This is a genomic window from Arsukibacterium sp. (genome assembly GCF_018402695.1).
In the GTDB taxonomy this organism is placed as follows: Bacteria; Pseudomonadota; Gammaproteobacteria; order Enterobacterales; family Alteromonadaceae; genus Alishewanella.
Window position 1 is genome coordinate 14,996 of sequence record NZ_JAGYIM010000010.1, and the last position, 16,654, is coordinate 31,649.

The following is a 16,654-nucleotide window of genomic DNA, read 5'->3' on the forward strand; positions in this document are numbered from 1 at the left end:
TGTAGGGAAGTGCAGCATGTTAAGTGTAGTGGCGGTGTTAGTAGTGTTGCTGGTACTGGTTGGCTCGGTATGCGGCATTGTTGCCTTAGTGCAACTAAGCGGCTTGCGTCAGCAGCTGGCGTTGTTGGCAGTGCAACTGCAGCGGCTGCAACCCGCTTTGCAGAATAAGACTGCGCAAAGTTTTAAAGCCGTTATTAGCCCAGACCCTAACACCTCTGCCCCCAGCATTCCTGGCTCAGAAATTTCTGAGGAAGAGCCAGCTAATAAGCCTGTGCTCGCGGCAACATCAGCAGAACCTGCTACCTCTGAATTTTTTGCACCACTTGACGTAAACCTCAGCGCTACTACAACTATTGATATGGCGGATTCAAAGAGCAAGCCAGCAGGAACTAACTGGCTGGGCTGGTTGGAGCGGCAGTTGATTGACCGCGGTATGGTTTGGCTGGGCGGGGTAGCGCTGGCGTTTGGTGGGGTTTTTCTGGTGCGTCATTCGCTGGACGCTGGTTGGTTCTCGCCTGTTTTGCGCATTGGCAGTGGCGTTGTGATGGGTTTAATACTGGTAGTTGGCAGCGAATGGTTACATCGTAAACGGCTGTTTAGCCAGGCGCTGGACAATTATATTCCGGCAGCACTAGCCAGTGCCGGTTTTATTACCTTATATGCGGCTTTGTTAATGGCGTACCAGTTTTATCAGTTGTTGCCTGCCGGGCTAACCTTTGGCTTGCTGGCAGTGGTAGCGGTAAGTGCTTCCTGGTTTTCGCTGCGCCAGGGGCCCATTTTAGCGGTTATTGGTATTGTTGGTGCTTATGCTGTACCGCTGCTGGTAAATACCGGCAGCAACAATTTAGTGGCCTTGCTGCTTTACATCGGCGTTGTTACTGCGTCATCGGTATTAGTTGAGCAGCGGGTGCGGCGGGCCTGGTTGTGGTATCTGCCAATGGCAGCTCACTGTTTATGGTTGCTGGTGGCAATTAGCAGCAGTCCGGTTTCACAAGTTTGGCTGTTATGGTTTGCTCTGATATTAAGTATGGCTTTATTGGTGTGGCTATCACGAATCGGCTGGCGTGGTCAGCGGATACAATGGGCAAGTGGGCCGATTACCACCTGGTGGCCGCCATTGCGTGAGCATGCCCTGGGTCTGGTAATATTGCTGTTAAGCTTGTTCTGCTTGTGGCAATTTAACAACCTGACCAGCTATCTGGCGGTTGTCGGTTTGATAGTGCTGCTTTACCTGATGGCTGCGACAGATGGCCGCTCTGAGTTGTGGCTATGGCTGGCGGGTGCTGTGACGCTGTGCTGGGTGTGGCTTAATCCAATAGATTCGGGCGAGTTGCTGCAATGGTTAAGTGGTCCTTTGTTGCAAATTCAGTTGTTGTTAGCACTAATGTTTATGCCTTTACTGATGCGGTTCTGGTTAGCCAGCCGCTTCCATTGGTCTGCGGCTCTGGCTGTGTTGCCGGTGTTGCTATTAGGGCTTAGTTATAACCTGGCTGATAATACAATTCAGCAGCAGTTACAGTCAGGCTGGACGTTGTATGCAGCCCTGCTCGTTATAATTCAGGCATTACTGGCCAGAGCGCTGACCCAAAGCGGCCGGCTGCCTGCGCTGGCCTTTATTCATAGCGCCGGGGCGAACTTTGCGCTCACTCTTTGCTTTACCCTGTATTTGCAAGCCGCCGCTCTGACCGTGGCGATTGCCGCCCAGTTGGTGCTGATGTCGCTGCTCAGTTTTAAGGCAAAGTTGCCGCTGCCTGCCTGGCTGGTAAAAGGCTTAGTTGCCATTGTTTTACTACGCTTGACGCTGGCGCCGCTGCTTGGCAGCTATGAAGGCATTACTATGCTGGGCCTGCATTGGTCGTTGCTGGTGTACCCCATAACCCTGGGCTGTCTGGTTGCAGGCTGGTGGTTATGGCGTGGCAGTGCTCTGCAGGCAGTGTTGGAAGGCGCATGTTTACATGTGCTGGCTGTATTTATTACTGTGCAGACGCAGTACTGGCTCAATGCTGAGCAGCTGAACTTCAGCCAGCTTAATTTTACGACGATGGTCGTTCATAGTTTTAACTGGCTATTACTGGCAGTGGTCTACCAGTGGCGCAGTTATCGGGCGGCTAGTTTGCAGCGCTTATACCGCCTGGCTTGCGGTGCACTGTTGTTATTAGCCGGGTTATTTCAGTTGCAATTGAATACCAGTCTGAACCCGTTTTTTAGTCAGCAGTCACTTGGCAACCTACCTGTGTTTAACTTATTGCTCCTGCTATGGGGTTTGCCCGCTTTGCTGTGTATGTTATTAGCCCGTCTGGGTGAGGCACAGCAGCGCGCAAATATTTACCGGCCTGCCGGCTACTATCTGGCAACTGTATCGCTGCTGCTTTATCTGATTGGCAGTGTCCGTCACGTCTGGCAGGGACAAAGCATCAACCTGGCGTTAGCGACCAGCAATGCCGAACATTACAGTTATTCTGTGATATTTCTGCTGTTGGCCCTACTAACCGTGGTTATTGCTGAATTAAAGCAGTGGCCGCTTCTGCGCAAAGCAGGTTTTGCATTGTTGCTGCTTGTCGTGTGTAAAGTCTTTATTTTTGATTTAAATGAGCTGAGTGGCTTGTTGCGGGCTGCGTCTTTTATTGGTCTGGGTTTGAGCCTGGTGCTGTTAAGTGGCTTGTTCCAACGGTTGCAACAACGGGCAAAAGAACAAACCACCGATCCGGGGTTAGTCAGCTGAACCTGAAAAAGTGGCAGGATTATGATAACGGCCACTGTAATCAAAAAAGCTGTCCAGCTGTTGCCAGCCTTTGGCCTGTTTTTTTAGCAGAATAAGCTGCGGCATCCGGAATTTTTCCTGATCAGCCACCAGCTCGCCGGCTGTTTGGTAGTTTTTAGGTTTAAGCCCCGGCGTGCGGCTGTGGGGGTAAACAAACAGCGCATATAGCGCCCGACGCTGTGCGGCGGTATCCAGTTTAAAATGACGGTAAAACGGGTTGCCATCGATGTCCAGATACTGCACCTGCAGCACGCCTTGCTGATCACTTAGCTGCATTTGCTGACACCGAAATAAATGATGATGTTGCTTGCTCAATACTTCTTTTAAGCGTTTATCCGGATCGATAAGCTGCGACTGGCAGTGCTGACATGCCCTGGCGGCGATGTCATTTTCACCACCGCAATCCGGACAAACCCGGGCTCTGAAGCGGTAGCTGCATTGTTTGGAAGCAGCGTTGGCAATGTGTTCCAGTAAACCCTGACAACGCCGGCCATAGTGCTCGATAATATCACCATCGCTATCGACCAGGCCCCAAAAGGTATTGGCAAATCCGCATTCAGGGCAGGGCACCTGTACTGGCACAGCTTTGCTGGTTGGTCGCGGGCTACCCACTTCCGGGTAGAAGATATCGTAGCCATTGGCGGCATAGTCAATGATCAGGCAATGAGTTTTACCGGGGCTACTACGTAAACCACGGCCTACCATTTGCTGAAATAAACTGACCGACGCAGTGGGGCGCAAAATAGCAATAAGATCGACATGCGGTGCATCAAAACCGGTAGTAAGCACGGCGACATTGACCAGAAATTTCAGCTGTTTTGCTTTAAAGGCGACTATCAACTGGTCGCGCTCGGCATTAGCCGTTGTCGCGGTAAGCAGGCCAGCTTGCTGGCCATTTTCCTGTAGCAGGCCCAGCACCTCTTCAGCATGGCGAACCGTTGCCGCAAATATAATTACCCCTTGTTTAGTGGCAGCCAGCTGACAGAGCTGGCCAACAATCAGCTTAGTTGCCCGGCCCATTTTGCCCAGAACCGATTCAATCTGCTGTTCGCTGTAATCCATACCACTCATTGGCGTAAGGGAGCTAAAGTCATACTGAGCTGACAAACCGTCCAGTAATACTGGTTTAGCTAAATACCCCTTATTAATCAGGGGCCGCAGTGGCAAATCAAAAATGCAGCAGTCGAAAGTTGCCAGTTCAGTTGAGCCTACCCGGCCGTGATAATGACGCTGATAAATCCAGCCCGCACCCAGCCGGTAGGGCGTGGCCGTCAGGCCAAGTATTTTCAGTGTTGGATTGTGTTGCCTTAAATGGCTGAACAGCTGCTGGTACTGGCTGTCTTTATCTAAGCTAACCCGGTGACACTCATCAATAATCAGCAATGAAAATGCCTGATTAAACTGCGCCAGATTTCGTCCTGCTGATTGCACACTGGCAATAACTGTTTTAGCGGAACTGTCTTTCTGATCCAGCCCTGCAGCAAAAATGCTGCCCGCAGTAGTAAGCAAGCCTACTTTCTCGGCATTTTGCGCGACCAGCTCTTTAACATGGGTAAGTATCAGTACCCGGCCTTTGGCTACTCTGGCCAGCTCGGCCAATACCAGGCTCTTGCCTGCACCGGTAGGTAGTACCATCACCGCCGACTGACCACTTTGTTTAAAGTGCGCGACGGCAGCATCAACAGCTTGCTGCTGGTAGTCTCTTAGTTGCATGATATCTTCAAGGGCTTGTTAAGCTTACTTATTTGACGAGCTACTGAGGGTTGATAACCAAGTTCTATATACATAAATTCTTACAATTTTAGTACAGGTCAGAGTTTTGATTTGTGTCATATAGGATAGAGTAACCGGTAGTCGACTGGAGTTACCAATGAAAAATAAAAAAGCATTCAGCCTGAACCTGGAACAACGGGTATTGTGGGTGCGGGCCGACGGTATCTGGAATGCACGCACGGCCAAAGACTACGTGCAGGAATTCCGGCAATTGGTGCAGCCCATAATGGCAAGGCCCTGGGCAGTGGTGCTGGATATTCGTAACTGGCAACTGAGCCCGGCAGATGTATTCAGTTTGCTAAAAGACAACACATATTGGTGTTTTCAACATAACTTATCCCATGTCCAGACCATCTATGCGGATAACGCTGTGGTAATGTGGCAGTTTGTTAAGGCAACTGAGGTAAGTAACCGGCCAGTAAACCTGATAAGCCAGACAGCCGATAGCGAAGATACTGCCCGTAGCGTGGCACAGGCAGCCGGCTTTTTAGATAACTAATCAGCCACGGGGTAACTGAATTTTCTTTGCTTCGCTTGGCCGGTATAGCACCAGCGTTTTGCCAATAACCTGCACTTTGTCAGCTTTTGTTTCGCGGATTATCGCATCCATAATCAATATTTTCTGTTCGCGATCTTCGGTAGGCACTTTAATTTTAATTAGCTCATGAAAGCTCAGCGCAACCTCAATTTCGGCTATAACGCCTTCTGTAAGGCCATTGCCACCCAGTAAAATAACCGGTTTAAGCTCGTGAGCTTTGGCTTTTAAAAATTGTTTTTGTTTATTGGTTAAACTCATAAAGGTAGAATATCCAGATTCAAGCTTGATTTTTGCCTATTGTAGCGCCATCTCAGGCATAACACTATTTAAGAGTGGTACCATGACCAAGAAAAAACGCTCTGCCAGTTCAACTCGCTGGTTAAAGGAGCATTTTGATGATCACTTTGTGCAAAAAGCGCAGAAACTGGGGTTACGTTCCCGCGCCTCTTTTAAGTTAGAAGAAATTCAACAGCAGGATAAGCTGATGAAACCGGGCATGACCGTGGTCGATTTAGGCTCGGCGCCTGGCAGCTGGTCGCAATATGTGGCAGGGGTTGTTGGCCAGAACGGCACAGTAATTGCCTGCGATATTTTGCCGATGGACCCACTGGCTGGTGTGGCGTTTTTACAGGGAGATTTCCGGGAAGAGGCAGTGTTGAATGCCTTACTGAGCCGGATCGGCGGTAAGACCGTAGATGTGGTATTATCTGACATGGCACCGAATATGAGCGGTAATGATACAACCGATCAGGCCCGCTCTATGTACCTGATCGAACTGGCATTGGATATGTGTCAAAAAGTTTTGAAGCAAAATGGCAGTTTTGTGGTCAAAGTGTTTCAGGGTGACGGTTTTGAAGCCTTTTTAAAGGATGTCAGAGCCATGTTCACCACCGTTAAAATACGTAAGCCCGATTCTTCCCGCGCCAGGTCACGGGAAACATATATCGTGGCGACCGGCTTCAAAGTTTAGTACAGTAGCCGGTAACTTTTTATTAAGCGAAAAATGAGGTTATAACCTTGAGCGACATGGCAAAAAATCTGATTGTCTGGTTGGTTATCGCAGTGGTACTTATGTCGGTGTTTAACAGCTTCGGCCCCAGTGAAAATGCAGACAGACAAACCAGTTACACCCAGTTTATCAAAGACATAAATCAGGGCCAGATCCGCGAGGTCAAGATTGAGCGCAGTGGTGTGATTACTGGTTTACGCAACAGTGGTGAGCGTTTTGAAACGGTGTTACCGGTAAATGATCCTGGTTTAATGAAAGATTTGTTGGACCATGATGTACGGGTTATTGGTGCTAAGCCAGAAGAAAGCAGCTGGCTGGCCACTATATTTATTTCCTGGTTCCCAATGCTACTGCTTATTGGGGTCTGGATTTTCTTTATGCGCCAGATGCAGGGCGGCGGTGGCAAAGGTGCCATGTCGTTTGGCAAAAGCAAAGCGCGCTTGATGGGCGAAGATCAAATTAAAACCACTTTTGCAGATGTTGCCGGTTGTGATGAAGCAAAAGAAGAAGTCTCTGAGCTGGTCGATTATCTGCGCGACCCTTCACGTTTCCAGAAACTGGGCGGCAAAATTCCAAAAGGTGTGTTGATGGTGGGCCCGCCAGGTACCGGTAAAACCTTGCTGGCGAAAGCCATAGCGGGTGAAGCTAAAGTGCCGTTTTTCACGATTTCAGGTTCAGATTTCGTTGAAATGTTTGTTGGTGTCGGTGCCTCGCGGGTTCGCGATATGTTCGAGCAAGCTAAAAAAGCCGCACCCTGTATTATCTTTATCGATGAAATCGACGCGGTAGGCCGGCAACGCGGTGCCGGTTTAGGCGGTGGTCACGATGAGCGTGAGCAAACCTTAAACCAGATGCTGGTAGAGATGGATGGTTTTGACGGTAATGAAGGTATTATTGTGATTGCCGCTACCAACCGGCCAGATGTCCTCGACCCAGCGTTGTTGCGCCCTGGCCGTTTTGACCGCCAGGTGGTGGTAGGTTTACCAGACGTTAAAGGCCGTGAGCAGATTTTAAAAGTGCATATGCGTAAAGTACCGTTGGCTGATGGTGTTGACCCATCAGTTATTGCCCGTGGTACCCCGGGTTTCTCGGGTGCTGACTTAGCCAACCTGGTGAACGAAGCCGCGTTGTTCGCTGCCCGGAGCAATTGCCGGGTAGTGTCGATGGACGAGTTTGAAAAAGCCAAAGACAAGATCATGATGGGTGCAGAGCGCCGCTCGATGGTGATGACCGAAAAGGAAAAAGAGGCTACGGCCTATCACGAAGCCGGCCATGCCATTGTTGGCCGCTTAGTACCGGATCATGATCCAGTTTATAAAGTCAGTATTATCCCGCGTGGCCGGGCACTGGGCGTAACCATGTATTTACCTGAGCGCGACCGGGTGAGCCATAGTAAACGTCATTTAGAAAGTATGATCAGCTCACTGTTTGGTGGCCGGATTGCTGAAGAAGTGATTTATGGCTTTGAATCAGTCACGACGGGTGCATCTAACGATATTGAACGCGCCACCGAGTTAGCCCGGAAAATGGTCACCCAGTGGGGTTTCTCAGAAAAGCTAGGTCCACTATTATATGCTGATGAAGACGGTGAAGTATTTTTAGGCCGCTCAGTCAGCAAAAATAAGCATATGTCGGAAGATACAGTTAAAGCGATTGATGCGGAAATCCGGGTGTTTATTGACCGCAACTATGTGCGGGCGAAAAAGCTGATTGAAGAGAATATGGATATTCTGCATGCGATGAAAGATGCGCTGATGAAATACGAAACGATAGATGCCAAACAGATAGACGATCTGATGGAGCGTCGTGAAGTGCGTCAGCCGGAGAACTGGGAGCCTCGTGACAAGGGCAACAGCGATGATGATAGCGCCGGTAAGGCGAAGACCGAGAGTGAAGGCCCGGTTGCTACCGATAAACCTTCTGAGGGTAACTTACATTAATTGAGGCATTATTTGCTGGATTAACAGTATGCACTGAAAGCATACTCTGGTTATACTTCAAACCCCGGCTAGCCGGGGTTTGTTATTTTCAGAACTCCGTTTTCAGAAGTCACCTTTTTAAAGGTAATATTTTTAAGGGCAATAATATGCTGATACAACTCCCCCGACAGCGCCAGTTAGATTTATCCCGGCCGGTTGTGATGGGAATTTTAAATATTACACCAGATTCATTTTCTGATGGTGGCCAGCATTTATCACCAGAGGCGGCATTGCGCCAGGCTGAACAGATGCTGGCAGATGGTGCGATGATTCTGGATATCGGTGGTGAATCTACCCGGCCTGGTGCGGCAGAGGTGCCTTTGCAGCAGGAACTCGATCGGGTAGTGCCAGTCATTGAAGCTATCAGGCAGCGCTTTGACTGTGTCATATCGGTAGATACCAGCAAAGCCGGTGTCATGTCAGCAGCGGTTAAGGCCGGGGCCGATATGATTAATGATGTACAGGCATTGCAGGGCGATGGGGCGCTGCAATGTGCGGCAGAATTAAATGTACCGGTTTGTCTGATGCATATGCAAGGGCAGCCCCGCACGATGCAACAGCAACCGCAGTATGATGATGTTGTTGCTGAAGTAGTAAAGTTTTTACAACGCCGGACCATGGACTGCCAATTCGCTGGGATTGCTAAAAACCAGATTATTCTGGATCCGGGCTTTGGTTTTGGTAAAACACTTAGTCATAACTATCAGTTACTGGCAGCTCTGGCGCAATTGGTAAAACTGGGTTATCCGGTTTTGGCAGGAATGTCCCGCAAATCAATGATTGGTCAGTTGCTGGATGTACCGATAGACCAACGTTTGGCAGGTAGTTTGGCGTGTGCCACAATTGCTGCACTACAGGGAGCCCGGATAATTCGGGTCCACGACGTAAAAGAATCAGTACAGGCAGTGCAGGTAGCTACTGCAGTGCACTATGGAGTAAAAGCATGAGCAGAAAGTATTTTGGAACGGATGGAGTACGTGGCCGGGTCGGTGAGTTCCCGATCACGCCGGAATTTGCGATGAAGCTGGGCTGGGCAGCTGGTCGGGTATTGTCGGCCCGAGGTACCCGCAAAGTACTGATTGGTAAGGATACCCGGATTTCAGGGTACCTGCTGGAAACGGCCCTGGAGGCCGGTTTGGTTGCTGCCGGCGTAGACGTCCGTTTGTTAGGACCAATGCCTACGCCCGCCGTGGCTTATTTAACCCGGACTTTCCGGGCAGAGGCCGGCATTGTTATCAGCGCTTCGCACAATCCTTATTACGATAATGGCATTAAGTTTTTCTCTGCAGATGGCACCAAATTACCCGATGAAGTGGAGTTGGCGATTGAGCATGAGCTGGAGCAGCCGATGGTTTGTGAGCCATCGGAGAAGCTGGGCCGGGCAATGCGGATTGAAGACGCAGCCGGGCGCTATATTGAGTTTTGTAAGAGTCATTTAAAAAATCACTTATCGCTAAAGGGCCTGAAGATTGTAATCGATTGTGCCCATGGTGCGACGTATCACATCGCGCCAGCAGTTTTTAAAGAGCTTGGTGCTGAGGTCATCGCGATTGGCTGTAAGCCGGATGGCTTCAATATTAACGACAAGTGTGGTGCAACTCATACCGATTTGTTGCAACAGACAGTGCTGGAGCAGCAAGCAGATTTAGGCATTGCTTACGACGGTGATGGCGACCGGGTAATGATGGTTGACCAGCAAGGTCGGGTGCTGGACGGTGATGAAATTGTCTATATTATTGCCCGCTGCGCCCAGCGCGAGAAAACCTTGCAAGGCGGCGTAGTCGGGACCCTGATGAGCAATCTTGGGCTGGAACTGGCGCTGCAGGCGCTGGATATTCCTTTTGCCCGCAGCGCCGTGGGCGATCGCTATGTTATGGAATTGTTGCGCGAGAAAAGCTGGCGAATTGGTGGTGAGAACTCGGGGCACGTCCTTAATCTGGACCATGCCTGCACCGGTGACGGTATTATCGCTTCGTTGCAAGTACTTAATGCTATGCTGGTAACCGGTGAGAATCTGACTCAATTATGTGATGGCATGCACAAGATGCCCCAGGTTCTGGTAAATGTTAAATTTGAAAAAGGTACTGCACCCCTTGAAAAGCAGCACGTCAAACAAAAAATAGCCGAAGTGGAAAGCTTGCTTGCTGGTAAAGGCCGGGTATTAATTCGTAAGTCGGGTACTGAGCCGCTTATCCGGGTCATGGTTGAAGGTGAAGATGCTACCTTGGTACGCGACTATGCCGAGCAAATTGCTGCGGCGGTTAAGCTGGCAAGTTAACTGGCAATAACTGCGGTTGCACATTATAACCGCAGTTGGCGACTAAGAAGTCTGGTAATGCTTGTTCTTGGCGCATGGCTTGGTTAGTATTCCGATGATTTTAAATCAGGAAATAATGTTATGTCTGCAAAAAAACTGATCGCTGCCAACTGGAAGATGAATGGATCCAGGGCACTGGTAGAGGCTGTTGTGCAGCAGTTAGCAAATTTATCTACAGCAGTCGATGTGCTGATTTGTCCGCCCGCTACCCTGTTGCCGCACTTTCCGGTCAGCCGGCACTACGCGTTGGGAGCTCAGAATTTAAGCGAGCATAACGAGGGGGCTTTTACCGGTGAACTCAGCGCCGGGCTGATTAAAGAGACTGGCGCGAGTTACGTGCTGGTAGGTCATTCCGAGCGACGCCAATATTATGCTGAGACTGACCAACTGGTTTGCCGGAAAGTGCAGCAAGCGGTTAGCTCAGGTTTAACGCCAGTACTTTGTATTGGCGAAACGTTAACCGAGCGTCAGCAAGAAAATACTGAGCAGGTTATTGCGAAACAATTAGCGGCGGTGTATGCTTCGCACCCCGAATTACTGGTGAAATCAGTAATTGCTTATGAGCCTGTCTGGGCCATTGGTACGGGTGAATCGGCGACACCGGAACAAGCGCAGGCAACCCATGCGTTTATCCGCCGGCAGTTGGCGCAGTATGATGATGCCGCTGCAGCGAAGGTGAAAATTTTATATGGTGGCAGTGTTAACGCCGCAAATTGCATTGCGTTATTTGCTCAAGCCGATATTGATGGTGCATTAGTTGGCGGTGCCAGCTTAAAACCTTCAGAATTTATGCAAATTTGCCAAAGCGCAAAGGACTAAGCATGTACGAGATTATTATTGTAGTTTATTTGTTAGTGGCTATGGCCTTGATTGGCCTGGTATTGATTCAACATGGTAAGGGCGCTGACATGGGCGCGGCTTTTGGTGCTGGCGCATCATCGACTGTATTTGGATCATCGGGTACCGGTAATTTTTTAACCAAAACCACCACTATTCTGGCAACGTTGTTTTTTGTGCTGAGTATTGTACTGGGTAACTACACAGCCAAACAGAGCGCGCCGGTCGATGAGTGGGATCTGTCTGTTCCGGCTGTGGAAGAAGCGCCGGTAAAAAAAGATGACAACAGTGATATTCCGGTAAACTAACCTCTCTTTTCTGCCGAGGTGGTGAAATTGGTAGACACGCTATCTTGAGGGGGTAGTGTCTTCGGACGTGCGGGTTCAAGTCCCGCTCTCGGCACCAACTATATTCGCGGCTTTGCTATGCAATGCTTGCGGTAACAGGCAAGGCGCTATATAATATGCGCCATTACACGGACGCGGGATGGAGCAGTCTGGTAGCTCGTCGGGCTCATAACCCGAAGGTCGTCGGTTCAAATCCGGCTCCCGCAACCAAATCAAAACAACATTTCATTGGCGATATGAGTGTTGTTCGGATGTTATTTCGCCCCGCTTGTTCGGGGCGTTTTCGTATCTGGCGTGTCAGTTTTAAGCAGTAATGGGCGCTATGCCCATTTTTTATTGGTGTATTCGGAGGTCTTTTTGACTAAACAAGAACAACAACTGGTAGAGTTGTTGAGCCCGACAGTTACCGCTGCCGGTTTTGATTTATGGGGCATTGAACTGCTGCGGGCTGGCAGGCATACCACGTTACGGCTATATATTGATCATAGCGATGGTATTACCGTTGAAAATTGTGCTTTGGTGAGCCGTGAAGTCAGCGCTGTGCTGGATGTTGAAGATCCTATCCCTACCGAATATACCCTCGAGGTTTCATCACCTGGTTTAGCCAGGCCGCTGTTTACCGAAGCTCATTTTGCAAGTGCTATAGGTCAGCAAGTCGAAGTTAAGCTGACAATAGCACAAGATAACAGAAGAAAATTCAAAGGCATGTTGCAGGCGATTGACGCTGACATGTTAGTTATGGAAGTCGATGGCAAACCCTATCGTTTGCTGCTGGATAATATAGACAAAGCAAACGTAGTACCGGTTTTTTAAGGTATTCGGGTCGCGTCAGAACGAGGCAGATACAATGGCAAAAGAAATATTATTGGTTGTCGATGCAGTATCGAACGAAAAATCAGTACCGCGGGAGAAAATTTTCCAGGCACTGGAATTTGCATTAGCTGCAGCCACTAAAAAGAAAAACGAAGGCGATATTGAAGTGCGGGTTAATATTGACCGCAAAACGGGTTCCTATGAGACTTTCCGGCGTTGGGAAGTGGTCGCAGATGATGCGGTGCAGGAACATCCTACCCGCGAAATTACACTGTCTGCTGCGCAATACGATGCACCGGAAGTACAAATTGGCGATTTTTACGAAGAGCAAATCGACTCTATTGAGTTCGACCGCATCACCACCCAGATGGCTAAGCAGGTTATCGTGCAGAAAGTGCGCGAAGCAGAGCGGTCTCAGGTAGTTGAAGCCTATATCGATCAGGTAGGTGAATTGGTCACCGGTATTGTTAAAAAGGTTAATCGCGACAGTATTATCGTAGATTTAGGTAACAATGCTGAAGCGATGTTACCGCGGGAAGAAATGTTACCGCGGGAAACGTATCGCCCGGGCGATCGCATTCGCACCTTATTATATGATGTAAAGCCGGAAGCGCGCGGGGCTCAGCTGTTTTTAAGTCGTGCCCGGCCAGAAATGTTGCTGGAGCTGTTCCGGATTGAAGTACCGGAAATCGGCGAAGAAATGATTGAACTTCGCGGTGCGGCCCGTGACCCGGGGTCTCGCGCAAAAATTGCCGTGAAAAGTAATGACCGTCGGATAGATCCGGTAGGTGCCTGTGTTGGCATGCGTGGCTCACGGGTGCAGGGCGTGTCAAACGAACTGGCTGGCGAGCGGGTTGATATCGTGCTGTATGACGATAACGATGCCCAGTTTGTTATCAATGCGATGGCGCCGGCCGAAGTGGCCTCTATTATTGTGGATGAAGACGCTCACTCGATGGACATTGCGGTTGAAGATTCTAACCTGGCAATGGCAATTGGTCGCAATGGCCAGAACGTGCGCTTAGCCAGCCAGTTAACCGGTTGGGAACTGAATGTAATGTCAGTTTCAGATATGAAGAAAAAACATCAGGAAGAGACCGAGAAAGTACGCCAGGCCTTTATGGATGCGCTGGAAATTGATGAAGACTTTGCCGATGTGTTGGTAGAGGAAGGCTTCTCAACGCTGGAAGAAGTGGCATACGTGCCAATCAGCGAATTATTGTCAATCGATGGTTTTGATGAAGAAATCGTAGAAGAATTGCGTGGCAGGGCGAAAGCCGTACTGACCACCCGTGCGCTGGCCAGTGAAGAATCGCTGGAAGACGCCAAACCGACTGAAGCGCTGTTAGCGCTGGAAGGTTTAGATACCCATACCGCTTATGTTATTGCCAGCAAAGGTGTTACCACCCTGGATGACTTAGCTGAGTTAGGTGTCGACGATTTATTAGATATAGCAGATATAACTGAACAAAAAGCCGCAGAGCTGATTATGGCGGCGCGTAATATTGTTTGGTTTAGTGAAAGTAACTGAGTAGTCAACGGAGGTAACAACACAAATGGCAGAAGTCACCATAGAGAAGCTGGCCAGTGATGTCGGTACAACTGTTGATCGGTTAGTACAACAATTTGCTGATGCAGGTATTACTAAAGCTGCAGGGCAGCAAGTATCTGAAGATGAGAAAAAAACCTTGCTGTTGCATTTAAGTAAGCAGCACGGTGGTAAATCGTCAGAACCATCAAAACTTACTCTGAAGCGTAAAGAAAAAACCACCTTAAGTGTGGCCGGCGGTGCCGGACGCAATCGCGAAATTCAGGTAGAAGTGCGTAAGCAAAAAACCTATATCAAAAAACCGGTTGTGGATGAAGCGACGTTGAAGGCGCAGGAAGAAGCGCGTTTAGCTGAAGAAAAAGCCAATGCCGAAGCAAACCGCGCCAAGCAGGAAGCGGAGCAGAAAGCGCGTGAAATCGCTGCAGCAAAAGCAAAAGAAGAAGCAGAGCGCAAAGCTGCTGAAGCGAAAAAACGCGAAGAAGCCAAGCAGGCGCAACTGTTAAAAGATGACCCTGAGGAGGCGGCACGCCGGGCGGCTAAAGAAGAAGCGAAGCGTGAAGCTGAGCATATTCGTCAGCAGCAGGAAGCCGAAGCCTTACGCAAACTGGAAGAAGAAGCTAAAAAACAGGCTGAAGCTGCCCGTAAACTGGCGGAAGAAAACAGTGAGCGTTGGGCGCAGGAAGAGAAAGCCAAGTCTACTGAAAAAGACGACTACCACCTGACCAGTAACGAGTTTGCTAAACAAGCTGAAGACGAAGTTGACGCGAAAGAAGAACGGGCCGGACGTCGTGGTGTGGGTAAAAAAGCCCCAGCTGCTAAAGGCAAAAAGAAAGATGACGGCAACGATAAAGAAGCCTTCAATCGTGCTAACCGTCATACCAAGAAAAAGAAAACGCCAACCAGTATGCAGCACGGTTTTAACAAGCCTGCGCAGCCGGTAGAGCGCGAAGTGAAAATTGGTGAAACCATTACTGTTGCCGAACTGGCAGCGAAAATGGCCGTAAAAGCGTCTGAAGTCATTAAAACCATGATGAAAATGGGCGCCATGGCGACCATTAATCAGGTGATTGATCAGGAAACAGCGGCCATTGTTTGTGAAGAAATGGGCCACAAATTCACCCTGACTAAAGAAAACGAGTTAGAAGAAGCGGTGATGTCAGACCGTGCCGGCGAAGGTGAGCTTGAGCCGCGCGCACCGGTAGTAACCGTTATGGGTCACGTTGACCATGGTAAAACCTCACTGCTGGATTACATCCGTAAAGCCAAAGTCGCTGACGGTGAAGCCGGCGGTATTACTCAGCACATTGGTGCGTATCATGTTGAAACAGACCGCGGTATGGTTACTTTCCTGGATACGCCGGGTCACGCTGCCTTTACCTCAATGCGGGCTCGTGGTGCTAAAGCTACTGATATTGTAATTCTGGTTGTTGCCGCCGATGATGGCGTAATGCCACAAACTAAGGAAGCGATTCAGCATGCGAAAGCAGCAGGCGTGCCCTTAGTTGTCGCGGTCAACAAAATTGATAAGCCTGAAGCTGATCCAGATCGGGTTCGTAACGAGTTATCCCAGTTTGATGTCATTTCTGAAGAGTGGGGCGGTGATACTCAGTTTGTTCAGGTATCGGCGAAATCTGGCCAGGGTATTGATGACCTGCTGGAAGCCATTCTTAACCAGGCTGAACTGCTGGAATTAAAAGCGGTGAAAAACGGCCTGGCCCGCGGTGCTGTTATCGAGTCCCGGCTTGATAAAGGTCGTGGCCCGGTTGCTTCAATTCTGGTGCAGGAAGGGACGCTAAACCAGGGCGATATCGTGCTGTGTGGCTTTGAGTACGGCCGGGTACGGGCAATGCGTGACGAAAATGGTCGCGAAATTAAAGTTGCCGGTCCGTCTATTCCGGTTGAAATACTGGGCCTGTCGGGTGTGCCACAGGCGGGTGACGAAGTTACCGTGGTGAAAGATGAGCGTAAAGCCCGGGAAGTTGCCTTGTACCGTCAGGGTAAATTCCGTGATGTGAAACTGGCCCGTCAGCAAAAAGCCAAGCTGGAAAACATGTTTGCCAACATGGAAGAAGGCGATGTATCAGAGCTTAATCTGGTATTAAAAGGCGACGTACAGGGTTCAGTGCAGGCGATTTCTGAATCACTGGCTAAACTGTCTACTGATGAAGTGAAAATTAAAATCATCGGCAGTGGTGTAGGTGGTATTACCGAAACCGACGTTACCCTTGCTGCGGCGTCACAAGCCATTATCATTGGTTTTAACGTTCGTGCTGATGCGTCTGCTCGTAAGATGATTGAAGATGAAGGCCTTGACCTGCGTTACTACAGTATCATTTATGAACTGTTAGACGAAGTCAGAGCGGCAATGACCGGTATGTTGGCGCCAGAGTTTAAACAGCAAATTATTGGTTTAGCTCAGGTGCGGGATGTGTTCCGTTCACCGAAGTTTGGTGCCATTGCTGGTTGTATGGTGACTGAAGGTATGATTAAACGTCATGCACCAATTCGGGTACTACGTGACAACGTGGTTATTTTCGAGGGTGAACTGGAATCGCTGCGTCGCTTTAAAGACGATGTTAACGAAGTCAGAAATGGCTTTGAGTGCGGTATCGGCGTGAAAAACTACAACGATGTTCGCGAAGGCGATCAGATAGAAGTATTTGAAACCATTCAGGTTGAACGTACTTTATAAAGTACCGCTGGCCAGTAAAACATAGTACAGGGGCCTTTA

At 49.4% G+C, this 16,654-nt stretch carries 13 protein-coding genes and 2 tRNA genes; 13 read left to right on the top strand and 2 right to left on the bottom strand.

Translation table 11 applies throughout. The features are described 5' to 3' along the window. Window positions 1–16 precede the first annotated feature (16 nt). Window positions 17–2,722, top strand: a complete 2,706-nt coding sequence (locus KG631_RS04355) for a DUF2339 domain-containing protein (protein ID WP_213995657.1) — start codon at window positions 17–19, stop codon at window positions 2,720–2,722. Here the strand turns inward: KG631_RS04355 and KG631_RS04360 are convergent. After that, a complete protein-coding gene (locus KG631_RS04360) occupies window positions 2,711–4,474 on the bottom strand; it encodes a DEAD/DEAH box helicase (RefSeq protein WP_213995658.1) in 1,764 nt (587 codons plus the stop codon). The genes KG631_RS04355 and KG631_RS04360 overlap by 12 nt on opposite strands. Window positions 4,475–4,631: 157 nt before the next feature. On the opposite strand from KG631_RS04360, the gene KG631_RS04365 reads away from it, so the two are divergent. Continuing rightward, window positions 4,632–5,033 carry a hypothetical protein gene (locus KG631_RS04365; RefSeq protein ID WP_213995659.1) on the top strand — a complete coding sequence of 134 codons (402 nt, stop codon included), beginning with the start codon at window positions 4,632–4,634 and terminating at the stop codon, window positions 5,031–5,033. Here the strand turns inward: KG631_RS04365 and yhbY are convergent, their stop codons facing one another. Then, the gene (gene yhbY / locus KG631_RS04370; protein WP_213995660.1) at window positions 5,034–5,330 is read right to left on the bottom strand and encodes a ribosome assembly RNA-binding protein YhbY; all 297 of its coding nucleotides are present in this window, start codon (window positions 5,328–5,330) and stop codon (window positions 5,034–5,036) included. A gap of 82 nt (window positions 5,331–5,412) precedes the next feature. Here yhbY and rlmE point away from each other — a divergent pair, with 82 nt between their 5' ends. The 11 genes from rlmE to infB all read left to right on the top strand — a co-directional run bounded on the left by rlmE (window position 5,413) and on the right by infB (window position 16,615). Then, window positions 5,413–6,042 (top strand): 23S rRNA (uridine(2552)-2'-O)-methyltransferase RlmE, encoded by a 630-nt coding sequence (gene rlmE, locus KG631_RS04375; protein ID WP_213995661.1) that lies wholly within the window; start codon window positions 5,413–5,415, stop codon window positions 6,040–6,042. 56 nt (window positions 6,043–6,098) lie between these two features. Continuing rightward, window positions 6,099–8,021, top strand: coding sequence for an ATP-dependent zinc metalloprotease FtsH (ftsH, locus tag KG631_RS04380; RefSeq protein ID WP_301003604.1), 1,923 nt, complete (start codon window positions 6,099–6,101; stop codon window positions 8,019–8,021). Between the two features lie 146 nt (window positions 8,022–8,167). Next, entirely contained in the window at window positions 8,168–9,007 is an 840-nt protein-coding gene (gene folP, locus KG631_RS04385; protein ID WP_213995662.1) for a dihydropteroate synthase, read from the top strand. Further along, on the top strand, window positions 9,004–10,338 hold the full coding sequence (gene glmM, locus KG631_RS04390) for a phosphoglucosamine mutase (RefSeq protein WP_213995663.1): 1,335 nt from the start codon (window positions 9,004–9,006) through the stop codon (window positions 10,336–10,338). Before folP ends, glmM begins: the two co-directional genes overlap by 4 nt. Window positions 10,339–10,458: 120 nt before the next feature. Beyond that, the gene (gene tpiA, locus KG631_RS04395; protein WP_213995664.1) at window positions 10,459–11,196 is read left to right on the top strand and encodes a triose-phosphate isomerase; all 738 of its coding nucleotides are present in this window, start codon (window positions 10,459–10,461) and stop codon (window positions 11,194–11,196) included. Window positions 11,197–11,198: 2 nt separating this feature from the next. After that, complete coding sequence (secG, locus tag KG631_RS04400) at window positions 11,199–11,522, top strand: preprotein translocase subunit SecG (protein ID WP_213995665.1); 324 nt, start codon at window positions 11,199–11,201, stop codon at window positions 11,520–11,522. 12 nt (window positions 11,523–11,534) lie between these two features. Beyond that, window positions 11,535–11,619: transfer RNA gene (locus tag KG631_RS04405), tRNA-Leu, on the top strand. Window positions 11,620–11,694: 75 nt separating this feature from the next. Further along, a tRNA-Met gene (locus tag KG631_RS04410) sits at window positions 11,695–11,771 on the top strand. A gap of 147 nt (window positions 11,772–11,918) precedes the next feature. Next, window positions 11,919–12,374: a ribosome maturation factor RimP gene (gene rimP, locus KG631_RS04415; protein ID WP_213995666.1), complete on the top strand. Its 456-nt coding sequence runs from the start codon at window positions 11,919–11,921 to the stop codon at window positions 12,372–12,374. Window positions 12,375–12,408: 34 nt separating this feature from the next. After that, on the top strand, window positions 12,409–13,905 hold the full coding sequence (nusA, locus tag KG631_RS04420; RefSeq protein WP_213995667.1) for a transcription termination factor NusA: 1,497 nt from the start codon (window positions 12,409–12,411) through the stop codon (window positions 13,903–13,905). Window positions 13,906–13,930: 25 nt separating this feature from the next. Beyond that, window positions 13,931–16,615 carry a translation initiation factor IF-2 gene (infB, locus tag KG631_RS04425; protein ID WP_213995668.1) on the top strand — a complete coding sequence of 895 codons (2,685 nt, stop codon included), beginning with the start codon at window positions 13,931–13,933 and terminating at the stop codon, window positions 16,613–16,615. Window positions 16,616–16,654: the final 39 nt, after the last annotated feature.

Bases quoted from the DNA above. Each gene is read 5' to 3' on its own strand.
- folP (WP_213995662.1), top strand. From the start codon at position 8,168: ATGCTGATACAACTCCCCCGACAGCGCCAGTTAGATTTATCCCGGCCG.
- KG631_RS04355 (WP_213995657.1), top strand. From the start codon at position 17: ATGTTAAGTGTAGTGGCGGTGTTAGTAGTGTTGCTGGTACTGGTTGGC.
- tpiA (WP_213995664.1), top strand. From the start codon at position 10,459: ATGTCTGCAAAAAAACTGATCGCTGCCAACTGGAAGATGAATGGATCC.
- yhbY (WP_213995660.1), bottom strand. From the start codon at position 5,330: ATGAGTTTAACCAATAAACAAAAACAATTTTTAAAAGCCAAAGCTCAC.
- glmM (WP_213995663.1), top strand. From the start codon at position 9,004: ATGAGCAGAAAGTATTTTGGAACGGATGGAGTACGTGGCCGGGTCGGT.
- KG631_RS04360 (WP_213995658.1), bottom strand. From the start codon at position 4,474: ATGCAACTAAGAGACTACCAGCAGCAAGCTGTTGATGCTGCCGTCGCG.
- ftsH (WP_301003604.1), top strand. From the start codon at position 6,099: ATGGCAAAAAATCTGATTGTCTGGTTGGTTATCGCAGTGGTACTTATG.
- rlmE (WP_213995661.1), top strand. From the start codon at position 5,413: ATGACCAAGAAAAAACGCTCTGCCAGTTCAACTCGCTGGTTAAAGGAG.
- KG631_RS04365 (WP_213995659.1), top strand. From the start codon at position 4,632: ATGAAAAATAAAAAAGCATTCAGCCTGAACCTGGAACAACGGGTATTG.
- secG (WP_213995665.1), top strand. From the start codon at position 11,199: ATGTACGAGATTATTATTGTAGTTTATTTGTTAGTGGCTATGGCCTTG.
- nusA (WP_213995667.1), top strand. From the start codon at position 12,409: ATGGCAAAAGAAATATTATTGGTTGTCGATGCAGTATCGAACGAAAAA.
- infB (WP_213995668.1), top strand. From the start codon at position 13,931: ATGGCAGAAGTCACCATAGAGAAGCTGGCCAGTGATGTCGGTACAACT.